Genomic DNA, 12,670 nt, shown 5'->3' with positions numbered 1-12,670 from the left:
CCATGCCAGAGGGCAGCGCTGCGCGCTGCTTGCGTCCGAAGGACGCTGGCACCGAGGCCGATCCTACAATCCGGTTGCATTTTTTATCCAGTCTGAATGGCGCCGTTTTCCCAACCGCCCACGCGGCTTTCCGCACGGCGCTTGTCGTGATCGGTGTGGCATCGGCTGACTTGCTGCGCTATTCCTGTGGTGAACCGCTGGCTAGCCTTGCCTATGTGTTCGCTACGCTGGCGAGCATGGCCACCAGTGCGATTTATCTCCGCACGCGGGCTACTCCATCTGTGGGACCATTCGATTGATTGGTTCGGTTGCTGTCACCCAGCTTAATCCGAATATCTCGCGCGAGCATGGTTCGCCCTGAAGTCGAACTCGGCCACTCAGCGTGTTTGAGGTTTGCCCTAGAGATGCCGGCGGATGAAGGCACCGATCATGTCGACAGCCTGACGCGCGGCCTGCAACTGGGCGAGGTTGGAGGGAAAGACATGGGTCATGCCTTTCCAGACGTGCAGCGCCGCCTCGCCGCCGGCGCCGGTCGCCGCTTCGACCACCCGGCGTGAATCGTCGAGCAGGATCTCGTCGTCGCCGACATGCACCAGCAGCGGAGGCAGTCCGCCCAGAGGCTGATATAGCGGCGAGGCCCTGGGGTCGGTGGGATCGACTCCTTTGAGATAGTGGTCGGCCGCCTTTTTCAGTTCGTCGCGCTTCACCAGCGGATCCGCCTCGGCTCTCGTCACCATAGAGCCGCCGGCAAGCGCAAGGTCGGTCCATGGCGACATAAGCGCCGCGCAACGCGGCATGACGCCGGCGCCCTTACTGGCCCTGGCCGCCGCCAGCACTAGCAGCGACAGTGCAAGGCCACCGCCGGCCGAGTCGCCCGCAATCGCGATCGCCTCATGGCCCATGTCGCAAAGGTCAGTGAATACACTGAGAGCATCGTCGACGGCGGCCGGAAAAGCATGCTCCGGCGCCAGCCTGTAGTCGGGAATGAAGGCCGGTGCGCCGGCGCGTTGCACGATTTGGCTGACGAAGTTGCGGTGACCGACGGCGGAACCCAGAACATAGGCCCCGCCATGAAGGTAGAGGATCGTGGCGCGCGTTGCGCCGGCCTTTGGTCGGCACCATACGCCCGGTACCGCTCCGACCGTGCCTGTCTCGAAGCTGATCCCGTCGGCGGCAGGCGTGTGTTGCATCAGCTCTTCGAAGGCTGGCCGCGACGCCGGGGCAAACTCCAGCGCCGGCAGCGTGGCCAGCAGGTCGCGCATCGCCAACATGACGGCGCGGTCGCGCTCGTCCTGGGGGTGGATTTCGACGCTCATGAGTTGATCCTAAGGTTTGAGAAGTTCGGTGCGGAATTCCGGCGCGAGCACCGCGGCTTTGGCGAGGAAGGCGCCGAATTCGTCCTTTGTCAGTTTCGGCGCGGATGCGGTGCGGCTCTCGACAGGTGTTCCGACCTGGGCAAAAAATACCTCCTGTCCGGCGGGTGCGCACATGCACAACATGCGTGCGTCCGATCCCGAGACATTCTTGAAGGAATGCGGCGCATTGGCTGGGATGTTCACCGTCATGCCCGCCTTGGCCACGCTTTTCTCGCCACGGAAGGTGAATTCGATCTCGCCTTCCAGCAGGTGAAACATCTCCTCGAAATCATGCCGGTGCGGACCGGGGCCGCCGCCATCGGGAACCTTCATGTCGATCAGACAGAAGCGCCCTGCCGTTTGCGCGCCGGAGAGGAGCACGGTGGAGGTGTCGCCCACCACAGCCAGGTGCTGCAGCGACGGATCGTCGGGATCGACGACCGACAGCTGGCGATCGAGGTCGTCCGCAGGGATTTTGAACTCAGGCATGTCTTGATCTCCAGGCAGGCGAGGCTCCCAGCCTTCTTCTCAGTGGTAGCTGCTAGCTGGTGCCGAAGCAGCAAAAAGCTCGTTCGACTGGCTGGACTCACTGTCCCGCAGGTGGAACAGTCACTCGCGTGATCGATCTCAACGACTTGCGCGTCTTTGAAAAAGTGGCGGCGACCAGCAGCTTTTCGGCTGCCGGCCGGGTGCTCGGCCTGCCGAAATCGACGGTCAGCCGCAACATCGCGCGGCTGGAGCAGGTGCTGGGCGCGCGGCTGTTTCAGCGCACCACCCGCGCGGTCATCCTGACCGCCGCCGGGGAGGCGCTGCAAACGCGCTGCGTCGAGTTGATGTCGCGGATCGACGAGACGGTTGCCTATGTCGGGGGCCTGAGCGGCGAACCACGCGGCCTGCTGCGGGTCAGCGCCGGCATCGGCTTCGGCATCAATGTCCTGTCCCGGCACCTGCCCGAATTCCTTGCCCGCTTTCCCCATGTCGACGTCACGCTCGACCTGACCAGCCGCGACCTAGATCTTGTCGCGGAACGGGTCGACGTGGCGATCCGGATGGGCCCGCTACCGGACTCCGCACTGGTGGCGACGCGCCTGGGCAGCGTGCGCCGCTGCCTCGCCGCTTCGCCGGACTATCTCAGCCGGCATGGCACGCCGCTGACGCCGGCCGATCTGTCCGAGCATGAATGCATCGAAATGCCTCGCGGCGACGGCCGGACGCGGACCTGGCATTTTTACCGGGGCGGCGAGATGGCCACGGTCGATGTCCGCAACCGGGTCAGCGTCAACGATGCGCTGACCATCCACCAACTGGTTCGCAACGGCGCCGGTCTCGGCGTGCTTTCTACCTATCTGTGCCTCGACGACTTCGCCGAAGGCCGTCTCGTTCCGCTCCTGACCGATTGGGACATCGCGCCGGTCGAGGTCAATCTGCTGTTCCCGAGCAAGCGCGAACTGTCGCAGACCGTGCGAAGCTTCGTGGATTTCATGCGCGAGGTCTCTGTTCCCAACGAGCATTGGCAAGGCGGCATCGCCGAGACGGATTAATATCCGGTGTCCTTTTGCCTGTGACTCAGATCGGCAGTTCCGACGTGTATTTGATCGTCTGGCTGGGAACGTCGGTCTTGACGTTCTGCACGCCCTTGATGCGGCTCAGATGCTCCGACTGGAAGCGGCGGTAGTCGTCGATGCCGGCCGCCACCACGCGCACCATGGCGTCGCAATCACCGAGCATCAGGTAACACTCCATCACCTGCGGCAGCTTGGCCACTTCGGTGGCGAAATGTTCGATTGTGTCCTCATCCTGCGTCGTCAGCCAGATGCGGGTGAAGAAGGTCAGGCCTTTGCCGATGCTGGCGGGGTTAAGCACGGCGACGTAGCGGTCGATGACTCCGGCCTCCTCCAGCAGCTTCACGCGCCGCAGGCAAGGCGAGGGCGACAGCCCGACTTCACTGGCCAGATCATTGTTGGCCATGCGCCCGTCGCGCTGCAGTGCCCGCAGGATCCGCTTGTCGATCTCATCCAGCTTCATGGCTTTGGATTCCATCTATTTGGCAATCTGTGACACTCAATGCCAAAATTCGGTGAAATACAACAATCTTCGCAACCAAATTTTGAGCCGGTGCCGGTATGTTTGCCGCCGACATTCACGAGATTCCAAACGCAACCAGAGGCGGCGGCCGCCAGGCTAGCCGATGGATAGCCATGAGCATTTCACAGGCAGTCGAGGCGGCGGGCGATGGCTCGGGATCCGAGTTCCGCCGTGGCGTGACGTCCTGCGCGCCGGTGCTGTTCGGCACCATCCCCTATGCGCTGGTGCTCGGCGCCCAGGCCACACAGAAAGGGCTGAGCACGGTCGAACTGTCCATGATGACAGGGCTGAACTTCGCCGGCGGCTCGGAATTCGCGGCGATCCAGTTGTGGACGTCGCCGCCGCACATCGTGCTCATCGTCGCCATCACTTTCCTGGTCAACAGCCGCCATTTGCTGATGGGAGCGGCACTGGCGCCGTTCCTGCGCGATCTGCCAAGGCGCAAGGTGTTTCCGGCGCTGTTCTTCCTATGCGACGAAAGCTGGGCGCTCGGGCTTGCCGATGCCAGGCAGCGTGCAGCGGCAGGCATCACGCCGGCCTTCAGTCCGCGTTATTATATGGGCGCGGCATTGGCGATGTATCTCACCTGGGTGGCCTTCACCACGCTGGGTGCCGTGCTCGGCCCGATGCTTGGCCATGTCGAGACCTTCGGTTTCGACATGGCGTTTCCAGCCGTCTTCCTGGTGCTGATGCGCGGCATGTGGACGAGCACGGCCGCGGCGCGGCCGTGGCTGGTCAGCCTCGTCGTCGCGGCGCTGTTTTATCTCTTCGTCCCGGGCGCCTGGTATGTCGCCGCCGGTGCGGTATCGGGGCTGGTCGCGGCCTGGCGGATGGCAGGTGATGCATGATCAATGCTGCGACCCTTCTTATCATCGTTCTGATGGCCGGCGTTACCTACGTGACCCGGATCGGCGGCTACGTCGTGTTGCGCAACCGCACGCTCAGCGCCCGCGCCGCGGCGGTGATGGAGGCGGCGCCCGGCTGTGTGCTGATCTCGGTGATCGCGCCGGCCTTCGTGTCACGGAATCCGGCCGATCTTCTGGCTCTGGCCATCACTTTTGTTGCTGCCACACGGCTTTCCATGCTGCCGACCGTGCTGATCGGGGTCGCTTCGGCGGGCCTTTTAAGACATCTGATCGGCTAGAACGAAAAAAGGCAGGCGCGAACGCCTGCCTTTCGATGCGGATGAACTTTGGCGCCTTATGCGGCTGCCGCAACGTCGCGGCTGGCTGCCACCACGGCATCGACCTTGGCGGTCGCCTTGGCGAGTGCTGCGGTCACCGCGTCAGGGCCCATACCGACGCCTTCGATGCGGATGACGTCGACATCGGTCATGCCGAGGAAGCCGAGCACGCCGCGCAGGTAGGGAATGGCGTGATCGAACTGTACGGCAGCGCCTTCCGAATAGATGCCGCCGGAAGCCAGCACGATATAGACCTTCTTGCCGGTGACGAGGCCCTTGGGGCCGTTCTCGCCATAGGCAAAGCTCTTGCCGGAACGGGCGATGTGATCGACCCAGGACTTCAGCGTCGAAGAGATGTTGAAGTTGATGAAGCCGGTGGCGAGGATCACCGTGTCGGCGGCGAACAGTTCGTCGAGCGCGACGTCGGAGACGCCGACGACTTCAGCCTGGCGCGGGGTGCGGGCTTCGACAGGCGTGTAGATGCCGCTGGCATAATCGGCGTCGATATGCGGCAGCGGGTTGGCGACGAGGTCGCGCACGACAAGCGTGTTCGACGGGTCGGCGGCAAGCAGCTTCTCGGCGAATTCGGTAGCAATACGGGTTGAGTGCGAGGCAGCGCCGCGCGGGCTCGAGGTTACAAGAAGAATGGACATAGCGGGTCTCTCCAGTGGAATTGAATTGTCCCGCCACATATGGGGCTATCGACCCATTCGATAAACTGGTATATTTTCTATACGATCCATCAACAAAATAGATACAGCAATGCAGCCGAACCCGACGCTCGACCAACTTCAGATCTTTGTGACAGTCGCCGAAGCCGGCAGTTTCTCGGCCGCCGGCCGCAAGCTCAACCGGGCGCAGTCGGTGATCAGCTACGGCATCGCCAATCTCGAGGTGCAGCTCGGGCTGAAACTGTTCGAGCGCGAGGGCACGCGCGAGCCGCAACTGACCGAGATCGGCCGGGCGATGCTTGAGGACGCACGCCGCATGGTCGGCGTGCTGCAGCGCATGCGCTCGCGCGTCGATGGCCACCATCAGGGGCTGGAGGCCGAAGTTGCGCTGTCGGTCGATTCAGCGCTGCCTTCGCCGGTCCTGGTTCGGGTGCTGAAGGCGTTCGAGGCGCAGTTTCCGACCGTGATGTTGCGCCTGCACATAGGCTCGCTCGGCCTGATCCCCGATCATGTCGTCAGCGGGCAGGCCGATCTCGGCATTGGCGGTCTGCTGGGCGAGGTCGACGTGAATCTCGTGCGCATCGGCTTCATGTCGATCGTGCTGGCTGCCGCCCCCACCCACCCGCTGGCGCGGCTGCCGAAACCGGTGGCGATCGAGGATGCGCGCGAATACACGCAGCTTGTCGTCACCGACCAGTCGGAGCGTACCAAGGGGCGCGACTTTGGCGTCTTTGCCTACCGCACCTGGCGGCTGACGGACCTGCGCACCAAGCATACGCTGATGCGTGAGGGATTGGGCTGGGGCGGGCTGCCGCGCTGGCTGATATCAGACGATCTGGCGAGCGGCCGGCTGGTGGAACTCGACCTCGAGTCCTTCAGGGAGGTGAGTTCGCCGCTGTTTGCCATGCATCGCAACGATCGCAGCCCGAAGCCGGCGGCGGCCTGGCTGATCGACCAGTTCAAGCGCCAACTCGGCTGCTTCAACGAGTTCGAGCCGGGCGAGGTGCCTGAGGAAGAGCCGGAGACAGCCCATCAATCAGCGCCATGAGGACAGTGCGGTAATCCTCGGCTGAGGCGCCGGCCTCGATCGCCAGGGCGGCGCGGTCGAAGGCGGACGCCAACAGCGCGGTCAGCGCCTCCGCCGGCAATCTCGTCATCGTCTGCGCCCGCATTGCCGCGACCAGCCCTTCGCGCAGCGAGCGGTTGCCATGGCGGTTGTCGATCGCGTCCATGGCGGCGCGGCCAAGCACGGCCGGACCATCCAGCAACAACAGCCGCGTGCGGCCGGGCGCGCGCATGGCGGCGAGATAGGCGTCGGAGCCGGCAATCAATGCGTCGCGGGCAAACAGCGATGGCGGCGAGGCGCGCTCGATCTCTTCGGCGACCGCTGCCGCCTCCTGCTCGACCACGGCGGCAAACAGCGCCTGCTTGTCGGCGAAGTGATGGTAGAGCGCTCCGCGCGTGACGCCGGCGGCGGCGACGATCTCCGGCGTGCCGGTCTCGGCATAGGATTTTTCAGTGAACAGCTTTCGCGCCGCGGCAATCAGGTCGGCGCGCGTCGCTTCGGTGCGGTCGCGGTTGGAACGGCGCGCGGAATCCTGTTGCATACATGCAGCCTGTATGTTAATTCAATGTACATGCAGACTGTATGTTAATTGACGGGAGAAGGAAAGATGAAGACGACGAGCTATTACCCGGTGCTGATGACAGGCGACGTCGCCGGCACGACGGCTTTTTATGTGAAGCATTTCGGCTTCCAGCCGCTGTTCGAAAGCGACTGGTACGTGCATCTGCAATCGGTGGAGACCAGAAGAGTCAATCTCGGCATCGTCCAGGGTGACCATGAAACGATCCCGGAAGAGGGGCGGGGCCGCACATCGGGCCTGCTGATCAATTTCGAGGTTCGCGATCCCGATGAAGTTTATGAGCGGGTCGTCGCTGCCGGCCTGCCAATCCTGCGCTCCCTGCGTGACGAGCCCTTCGGCCAGCGCCACTTCATCACCAAAGATCCCAACGGCGTGTTGATCGACGTCATCAAGCCGATCCCGCCCAGCCAGGAGTTTCTAGCGCAATATGCGGAGGGGGCGGCGGGAGCCTGAGCGGCCGTCTCAGCTCGCCCTTGCCACCGGCGTCACCGTCACCTGACTGACGCCGGTTCGGCGTACAACCGTGCACAGCGTCTCGCGGCCGATGCGTTCGGCGTCGAGCATGCGCACGAGGTCGTCGACGCCGGTGACCGGGCGGCCGTCGATGGCGGCGATGATGTCGCCTTCCTTCAGGCCCGCCTTGGCCGCCGGGCCATCCTTCTCGACGCTGCGCAGCCGCACCGCTGTTTTACTCGATACTTGCGACAACAGCGCGGCGCGGCGCGGCAGGTTTGTGGTGTCGGCCGAGATGCCGATAAAAGCGCGGCGCACGCGGCCGAAGCGGATGATCTCCGAAATGACGAAATTGGCGGTGTTGGAAGCAACCGCAAACGCAATGCCTTGCGCACCATGGATCATGGCGGTGTTGACGCCAATGACCTCCCCAGCCGACGACACCAGCGGCCCGCCGGAATTGCCGGGGTTCAATGCCGCGTCAGTCTGGATGACGTCGTCGATCAGCCGGCCGGTGGAGGCGCGCATTGAGCGGCCCAGCGCCGAGACGACACCGGAGGTGACGGTCCATTCGAAACCGAGCGGATTGCCGATGGCAATTGCGATCTGGCCGCGCCTGAGCCGCTTGGAATCGCCCAGCGGTGCGACATCGGCAAAGCTGCCATCGGCGCGCACCAGCGCGATGTCGGTGTCGGGGTCGCGGCCCAGCACGCGGCCTTCGCTGGACGACCCGTCCGGCATCGAGACGCGTACCGTCCTGGCGTCGCCGACGACATGGAAGTTGGTGACCACCAGCCCGTCCGGCGCGATGACGAAGCCCGAACCATGGCCGCCCTGACCGCCGACGCGCTCGATGCGGCAGACGGCCGGGCCGATGCGGTCGACGGCGTCTGCAACGGTCGTCGAATAGGCGTCGAGCAACGTGTCATCAGTTTGGAATTTGGTGGCGGCGAGGGCCATGATCAGGCTCCGTGTTTTCAGGCGAAAGGATGACTATATGTGCGGAGCGGGCCGAACCGTCGCGACCTGACCAGATGGCCAGTCAAACCAGCAACTAGCCGTCAGGCGAGTACCTCCGGGCGCGCTGTCGAGCGATATCTGGGGCATGGATGAACCCAGGAGATATTCATGAGCGACTTCAATCTGAATGCATTTTCCGACGCCATCGCCGATCTCGCGGCACAAGCGGCTCCGGCAACGGCGAGTTTCGCCACGCATCATCACCGCACGGCAAGCGCCTTTCACTGGCGTGACGGCTATTTCGTCACCGCCGAAGAGGCCGTCGAGGCCGGCGAGGAGATCGAGCTGGTGCTGGCCTCGGGCGAGACCGTGAAGGCCGAGCTGGTCGGCCGCGACCCTTCGACCGGCGTCGCCTTGCTGAAGCCGGCAAGTGTCGTCACAGCTGCGCCATTGACCAAGGCCGATGCAGTGCGGCCGGGCAACATCGCCATCGCCATCGGCAACAGCCACGGTTCCGCTTTGGCCGTCTCAGGTTCGGTCGGCGAAGTCGGTCCGGCCTGGCGCTCGATGCGCGGCGGCACCATCGACCGGCGCATCAATCTTGCCGTCGGCGCCGGCGGCCGTTTCGAGGGCGGGCCGGTGCTCGATGCCAAGGGCGCGCTGATCGGAATGCTGTTGTTCGGACCGCGCCACAGGGCGCTGGTCATGCCTTACGAGACGATCGAACGGGCGGTCGCGACCCTGCGTGAGAAAGGCCATGTCGCGCGCGGCTATCTCGGCGCCGGCCTGCATCCGGTGCGCGATCGCGATGCGCAGGGCGCGATGGTGATGAGCCTCGACGACGATGGTCCCGCCAAGGCCGCCGGTCTCTCACTCGGCGACATCATCGTGGCGTGGAACGGCGAGGCCGTGCATGGTCCGCGCGACCTGATCCGCAGGCTTGGACCCGACAGCGCCGGCGCTTCGGTGACGCTGGGCGTGGTGCGCGGCGGCGAACAGCGCGATGTCGCGCTGACAATCGGCGAAAAGCCGCTGAGCTGAGGTGATCGATGGACACGCTCACCAGCGACCGGATCATGCATGACGGTGCCGTCTCGCGGCGGCTGGTGGTGCTGATTGCGCTTGGCGATGCGTCACGCGCCGAGCGCCTGGCGGCCTCGCTTGCCGCCAGCGATGATCTGTTGCCGGTCGTAGCCGGCAGAGCCGACGTCGCCATCGTTGACGACCGGAGCGGTGAGGCGGTGCCGGCCGCCATTCCAAGGGTGCTACTGTCGGGACGCGGCGACGAGCGGCCCACCGGTGAGGTGTTGGCCGTCATGGCGGCGGGCGCGGACGATTTGTTGATCGCCGCAGCAGTGCGGCTGGCTGCGGCCGGCTATCGCGTATCGGGCGATGGCAGAAGCGGGCGCCATGAGCATTTCCATACCGGCGATGGCGAGCCGTTCGAGGAGGAAACCCCCGACGAGCATGCCGTCCGGCCTTCGCTGTCGCCGCGCGAGGCGGAAGTGCTGGCGCTGCTGGCCGAGGGTGCGCCCAACAAGGTGATCGCGCGGCGGCTCAACATCTCCGTGCACACGGCGAAGTTCCACGTCGCCGCAATCCTGATCAAGCTCGGTGCCGCCAACCGCACCGACGCGATCGCCATTGCGATGCGGCAGGGGCTGGTGCTGGTCTGATTTCGATCACACCGCCGCGTCAATATCGGTGAGGCGGAAATCATCACCCTTGAACAGCAGCGGCATAGCTTCGAGCCGCGCCGTGGCATAGGCGATGCAATCGCCGAAATTCAGCGCCGCCGGGTGCCGACCCTTGCCGTAGCGCAGGAACGCCTGGCGGGCGACGGCGGCGTGGTCGGCGGTAAAGGCGATCGTCTCAATCGAGGAGCTGCGCAGGAAGCTATCGAGGCGATCCAGGATTTCATCTTGCCGGCCGCTTGCGAGCACCATTGTCGTTTCAAGGAAGGTTGGCGCGGCCAGTAGCCGTCTCTTGGCCTGCGCGATCGCCAGCACGAAACGTTCGTAGCCTGGTTCGAGACGCAGAATGGCGACCAGGACCGAGGAATCGATGATCATTTCGTCGGGATTCCGAACTCATCGTAACCGAGGATTTCGTCATCGGTCATCGCATTCTCACGTCTGGGGACTTTTCCGGCGCTGTCGGCAATCGCCATCAACCGCTGAAACAAGTCGTCGGTTTCGTCGCGCGGCACCAGCCGCTCGCGCGCAACTTCGCGCTCGAGGCTCTGGCGGATCGCTTCGGTCACGGACACTCGGCGACGGCGTGCAAGCTCGCGCGCCAATTGCTCGACTTCCGTATTCTTGATCGACAGCGCCATTCTATAATCTACCTGTTTGTATAGAATATATAGTAGCCGCTCGATGAATCCAATGGATTTCCTGTGCCACCCGCGCCGGCCTCCGCAGCGTCACCATGGCGTCGTAGCGCAAGCTCTTGTATCCGGCAGCGGCGCGGGCAAGGATCACTTGAAGAAGCACAGGGAAGCGGAGGAAAAATGTCGCTCAAGGGAAAGACGCTGTTCATCTCCGGCGGGTCGCGCGGCATCGGGCTGGCGATCGCGCTGCGTGCGGCACGCGACGGCGCCAATGTGACGATCGCGGCCAAGACCGCCGAGCCGCATCCGAAGCTGCCGGGCACGATCTATACGGCGGCCGAAGAGATCGAGCAGGCCGGCGGCAAGGCGCTGCCCGTGCTGTGCGACATCCGTGAGGAGGCACAGGTGGCCGAGGCGGTCGCCAGGACCGTGGAAAAGTTCGGCGGCATCGACATCTGCGTCAACAATGCCAGCGCCATCCAGCTCACCGGCACGCTGGAAACCGACATGAAGCGCTACGACCTGATGCATCAGATCAACACGCGCGGCACCTTCCTGGTATCCAAAATGTGTATCCCGCACCTGAAGTTGGCTGCAAATCCTCACATCCTGAATCTGGCGCCGCCGCTCGACATGAAGGCCAAGTGGTTCAAGAACCACGTCGCCTACACCATGGCCAAGTTCGGCATGTCGATGTGCACGCTGGGCATGAGCGCCGAGTTCGCCAAGGACGGCATCGCGGTCAATTCGCTGTGGCCGATTTCGACCATCGATACGGCGGCGGTGCGCAATCTGCTCGGCGGCGCGACGGTGGCGGCGATGAGTCGATTGCCCGACATCATGGCCGATGCCGCGCACGCCATCTTCATGCGGCGGGCGCGCGAGGCATCAGGCAATTTCTACATCGACGAGGAGGTTCTGCGCGCCGAGGGCGTCAGCGACTTTTCGGTCTATGCGCCTGATGCGACCGGGCCTTTGGCCGGCGATTTTTTTGTCCCCGATGAGGTGTTTGCGCGGACGGACAGCAAGATCAAGAACATCTACTGACGAGGATCGAGCCGCCGGCGGTTTGTTTCGATAAGTAGGTCGAAGTCGAACGGCTCCGGCTCGCCGATTCATCGCCCTCGTCGATTGCCTGACGAAGTCGATCGAGCCTTGAAAGATCGTCCTCTTCCATTGGTGTTACGCCTCGTCCTTCTTGCCTTTGCTCAGACCCATCAGCCGGTCGATATAGGCGAGCATGAGGGCCGAGACGACGAAGGCGAGGTGGATGATGGTCAGCCACATCAACTGGTCGGTCGTGTAGGACGACGAGTTCAGGAACACCTGCAGCAGGTGGATCGACGAGATGGCGACGATGGTCGAGGCGACCTTGACCTTCAGCGAGCCGACATCGATCGTGCCCAGCCAGTGCACGCCGCCGTCCTGGTCGTCAAAGCGGCTGACGAAGTTCTCGTAGCCCGAGATGATGACCATCACCACCAGCGAGGCAACCAGGGCGGCATCGATCAGCCCGAGCATCTTCAGGATGGTGTCGGTGTCGCCGAGCGTGAAGGCCACGGTGACGAACTCGTAGAGCTTCTTGCCAAAGGACAGCGCATAGATGGCCAGTGCCACGCCCAGCCCGAGATAGAAGACGACGAGCAGCCAGCGCGAGGCGAGAATGATCGATTCGATGGCGAGTTCGAGACGCTTCATGAAGTGGTTCCGGTTGGTTCTCAGTCGGGCCGTATCTCCTTCAGGTCGCCACTGTTTGCAAGACAAAAAACCCCGCCGGAGAGGGTCCGGCGGGGCTCAATGCGTCCCGCTGGAGTCGGGACGGGGCAGGGAACGCCCAGCCCTGAATCTGGGGTAGGTGCGCCGTCGATTCAATGAGCCCGGTTGCATACCGGTACAATTCTTGTTGAACCCGGCACGTCGATCCATCCCCGGCAGGGCCGGGGATGGATGCTTCTCGCGCCGATTCCACAAACCAGGTCATGGTT

At 63.9% G+C, this 12,670-nt stretch carries 17 protein-coding genes; 8 read left to right on the top strand and 9 right to left on the bottom strand.

Going from position 1 to position 12,670, the window contains the following annotated elements; genetic code table 11:
• Positions 1–398 precede the first annotated feature (398 nt).
• Both EJ076_RS28050 and EJ076_RS28045 read right to left on the bottom strand, forming a co-directional pair.
• Positions 399–1,316 (bottom strand): alpha/beta hydrolase fold domain-containing protein, encoded by a 918-nt coding sequence (locus EJ076_RS28050; protein WP_206438744.1) that lies wholly within the window; start codon positions 1,314–1,316, stop codon positions 399–401.
• A 9-nt stretch (positions 1,317–1,325) separates the two neighbouring features.
• Entirely contained in the window at positions 1,326–1,844 is a 519-nt protein-coding gene (locus tag EJ076_RS28045; protein ID WP_126070059.1) for a cupin domain-containing protein, read from the bottom strand.
• 128 nt (positions 1,845–1,972) lie between these two features.
• Here EJ076_RS28045 and EJ076_RS28040 point away from each other — a divergent pair, with 128 nt between their 5' ends.
• Positions 1,973–2,896, top strand: coding sequence for a LysR family transcriptional regulator (locus EJ076_RS28040; protein ID WP_126070058.1), 924 nt, complete (start codon positions 1,973–1,975; stop codon positions 2,894–2,896).
• Positions 2,897–2,921: 25 nt separating this feature from the next.
• Here the strand turns inward: EJ076_RS28040 and EJ076_RS28035 are convergent, their stop codons facing one another.
• Complete coding sequence (locus EJ076_RS28035) at positions 2,922–3,380, bottom strand: Lrp/AsnC family transcriptional regulator (protein WP_126070057.1); 459 nt, start codon at positions 3,378–3,380, stop codon at positions 2,922–2,924.
• Between the two features lie 173 nt (positions 3,381–3,553).
• On the opposite strand from EJ076_RS28035, the gene EJ076_RS28030 reads away from it, so the two are divergent.
• Both EJ076_RS28030 and EJ076_RS28025 read left to right on the top strand, forming a co-directional pair.
• Positions 3,554–4,288, top strand: coding sequence for an AzlC family ABC transporter permease (locus EJ076_RS28030; RefSeq protein WP_126070056.1), 735 nt, complete (start codon positions 3,554–3,556; stop codon positions 4,286–4,288).
• Positions 4,285–4,584, top strand: a complete 300-nt coding sequence (locus EJ076_RS28025; protein ID WP_126070055.1) for an AzlD family protein — start codon at positions 4,285–4,287, stop codon at positions 4,582–4,584. Before EJ076_RS28030 ends, EJ076_RS28025 begins: the two co-directional genes overlap by 4 nt.
• A gap of 56 nt (positions 4,585–4,640) precedes the next feature.
• Here EJ076_RS28025 and EJ076_RS28020 read toward each other — a convergent pair whose 3' ends face one another.
• Positions 4,641–5,276, bottom strand: coding sequence for an FMN-dependent NADH-azoreductase (locus EJ076_RS28020; protein ID WP_109660051.1), 636 nt, complete (start codon positions 5,274–5,276; stop codon positions 4,641–4,643).
• A gap of 109 nt (positions 5,277–5,385) precedes the next feature.
• Here EJ076_RS28020 and EJ076_RS28015 point away from each other — a divergent pair, with 109 nt between their 5' ends.
• Positions 5,386–6,342 (top strand): LysR family transcriptional regulator, encoded by a 957-nt coding sequence (locus tag EJ076_RS28015; RefSeq protein WP_126070054.1) that lies wholly within the window; start codon positions 5,386–5,388, stop codon positions 6,340–6,342.
• Here EJ076_RS28015 and EJ076_RS28010 read toward each other — a convergent pair.
• Positions 6,275–6,901, bottom strand: a complete 627-nt coding sequence (locus EJ076_RS28010; RefSeq protein ID WP_126070053.1) for a TetR/AcrR family transcriptional regulator — start codon at positions 6,899–6,901, stop codon at positions 6,275–6,277. The genes EJ076_RS28015 and EJ076_RS28010 overlap by 68 nt on opposite strands.
• A 66-nt stretch (positions 6,902–6,967) precedes the next feature.
• Here EJ076_RS28010 and EJ076_RS28005 point away from each other — a divergent pair, with 66 nt between their 5' ends.
• On the top strand, positions 6,968–7,393 hold the full coding sequence (locus EJ076_RS28005) for a VOC family protein (protein ID WP_126070052.1): 426 nt from the start codon (positions 6,968–6,970) through the stop codon (positions 7,391–7,393).
• Between the two features lie 9 nt (positions 7,394–7,402).
• On the opposite strand, the gene EJ076_RS28000 is transcribed toward EJ076_RS28005, so the two are convergent.
• Positions 7,403–8,353, bottom strand: coding sequence for a trypsin-like peptidase domain-containing protein (locus tag EJ076_RS28000; protein WP_126070051.1), 951 nt, complete (start codon positions 8,351–8,353; stop codon positions 7,403–7,405).
• Positions 8,354–8,521: 168 nt separating this feature from the next.
• Here EJ076_RS28000 and EJ076_RS27995 point away from each other — a divergent pair, with 168 nt between their 5' ends.
• Positions 8,522–9,394, top strand: a complete 873-nt coding sequence (locus tag EJ076_RS27995) for a S1C family serine protease (protein WP_126070050.1) — start codon at positions 8,522–8,524, stop codon at positions 9,392–9,394.
• 8 nt (positions 9,395–9,402) lie between these two features.
• On the top strand, positions 9,403–10,029 hold the full coding sequence (locus tag EJ076_RS27990; protein WP_126070049.1) for a helix-turn-helix transcriptional regulator: 627 nt from the start codon (positions 9,403–9,405) through the stop codon (positions 10,027–10,029).
• Positions 10,030–10,035: 6 nt separating this feature from the next.
• On the opposite strand, the gene EJ076_RS27985 is transcribed toward EJ076_RS27990, so the two are convergent.
• Positions 10,036–10,425, bottom strand: a complete 390-nt coding sequence (locus tag EJ076_RS27985; RefSeq protein ID WP_126070048.1) for a type II toxin-antitoxin system VapC family toxin — start codon at positions 10,423–10,425, stop codon at positions 10,036–10,038.
• Positions 10,422–10,688 carry a type II toxin-antitoxin system VapB family antitoxin gene (locus tag EJ076_RS27980; protein WP_126070047.1) on the bottom strand — a complete coding sequence of 89 codons (267 nt, stop codon included), beginning with the start codon at positions 10,686–10,688 and terminating at the stop codon, positions 10,422–10,424. Before EJ076_RS27980 ends, EJ076_RS27985 begins: the two co-directional genes overlap by 4 nt.
• A 177-nt stretch (positions 10,689–10,865) precedes the next feature.
• On the opposite strand from EJ076_RS27980, the gene EJ076_RS27975 reads away from it, so the two are divergent.
• Entirely contained in the window at positions 10,866–11,732 is an 867-nt protein-coding gene (locus EJ076_RS27975) for an NAD(P)-dependent oxidoreductase (protein ID WP_109660069.1), read from the top strand.
• Positions 11,733–11,867: 135 nt separating this feature from the next.
• Here EJ076_RS27975 and EJ076_RS27970 read toward each other — a convergent pair whose 3' ends face one another.
• Positions 11,868–12,383, bottom strand: coding sequence for a TIGR00645 family protein (locus EJ076_RS27970; RefSeq protein WP_126070046.1), 516 nt, complete (start codon positions 12,381–12,383; stop codon positions 11,868–11,870).
• Between the last annotated feature and the right edge of the window lie 287 nt (positions 12,384–12,670).

Origin of the sequence: Mesorhizobium sp. M7D.F.Ca.US.005.01.1.1 (assembly GCF_003952545.1) — a bacterium.
GTDB classification, from domain to species: domain Bacteria; phylum Pseudomonadota; class Alphaproteobacteria; order Rhizobiales; family Rhizobiaceae; genus Mesorhizobium; species Mesorhizobium loti.
This window is presented reverse-complemented; position numbering and strand designations above follow the sequence as displayed.

Excerpts from the sequence above, each read along its gene's own strand:
- EJ076_RS27990 (WP_126070049.1), top strand. The coding sequence starts at position 9,403 with ATGGACACGCTCACCAGCGACCGGATCATGCATGACGGTGCCGTCTCG.
- EJ076_RS28035 (WP_126070057.1), bottom strand. The coding sequence starts at position 3,380 with ATGAAGCTGGATGAGATCGACAAGCGGATCCTGCGGGCACTGCAGCGC.
- EJ076_RS28045 (WP_126070059.1), bottom strand. The coding sequence starts at position 1,844 with ATGCCTGAGTTCAAAATCCCTGCGGACGACCTCGATCGCCAGCTGTCG.
- EJ076_RS28030 (WP_126070056.1), top strand. The coding sequence starts at position 3,554 with ATGAGCATTTCACAGGCAGTCGAGGCGGCGGGCGATGGCTCGGGATCC.
- EJ076_RS28050 (WP_206438744.1), bottom strand. The coding sequence starts at position 1,316 with ATGAGCGTCGAAATCCACCCCCAGGACGAGCGCGACCGCGCCGTCATG.
- EJ076_RS27975 (WP_109660069.1), top strand. The coding sequence starts at position 10,866 with ATGTCGCTCAAGGGAAAGACGCTGTTCATCTCCGGCGGGTCGCGCGGC.
- EJ076_RS28005 (WP_126070052.1), top strand. The coding sequence starts at position 6,968 with ATGAAGACGACGAGCTATTACCCGGTGCTGATGACAGGCGACGTCGCC.
- EJ076_RS28020 (WP_109660051.1), bottom strand. The coding sequence starts at position 5,276 with ATGTCCATTCTTCTTGTAACCTCGAGCCCGCGCGGCGCTGCCTCGCAC.
- EJ076_RS28000 (WP_126070051.1), bottom strand. The coding sequence starts at position 8,353 with ATGGCCCTCGCCGCCACCAAATTCCAAACTGATGACACGTTGCTCGAC.
- EJ076_RS28015 (WP_126070054.1), top strand. The coding sequence starts at position 5,386 with ATGCAGCCGAACCCGACGCTCGACCAACTTCAGATCTTTGTGACAGTC.
- EJ076_RS27970 (WP_126070046.1), bottom strand. The coding sequence starts at position 12,383 with ATGAAGCGTCTCGAACTCGCCATCGAATCGATCATTCTCGCCTCGCGC.
- EJ076_RS27995 (WP_126070050.1), top strand. The coding sequence starts at position 8,522 with ATGAGCGACTTCAATCTGAATGCATTTTCCGACGCCATCGCCGATCTC.
- EJ076_RS27985 (WP_126070048.1), bottom strand. The coding sequence starts at position 10,425 with ATGATCATCGATTCCTCGGTCCTGGTCGCCATTCTGCGTCTCGAACCA.
- EJ076_RS28010 (WP_126070053.1), bottom strand. The coding sequence starts at position 6,901 with ATGCAACAGGATTCCGCGCGCCGTTCCAACCGCGACCGCACCGAAGCG.
- EJ076_RS27980 (WP_126070047.1), bottom strand. The coding sequence starts at position 10,688 with ATGGCGCTGTCGATCAAGAATACGGAAGTCGAGCAATTGGCGCGCGAG.
- EJ076_RS28025 (WP_126070055.1), top strand. The coding sequence starts at position 4,285 with ATGATCAATGCTGCGACCCTTCTTATCATCGTTCTGATGGCCGGCGTT.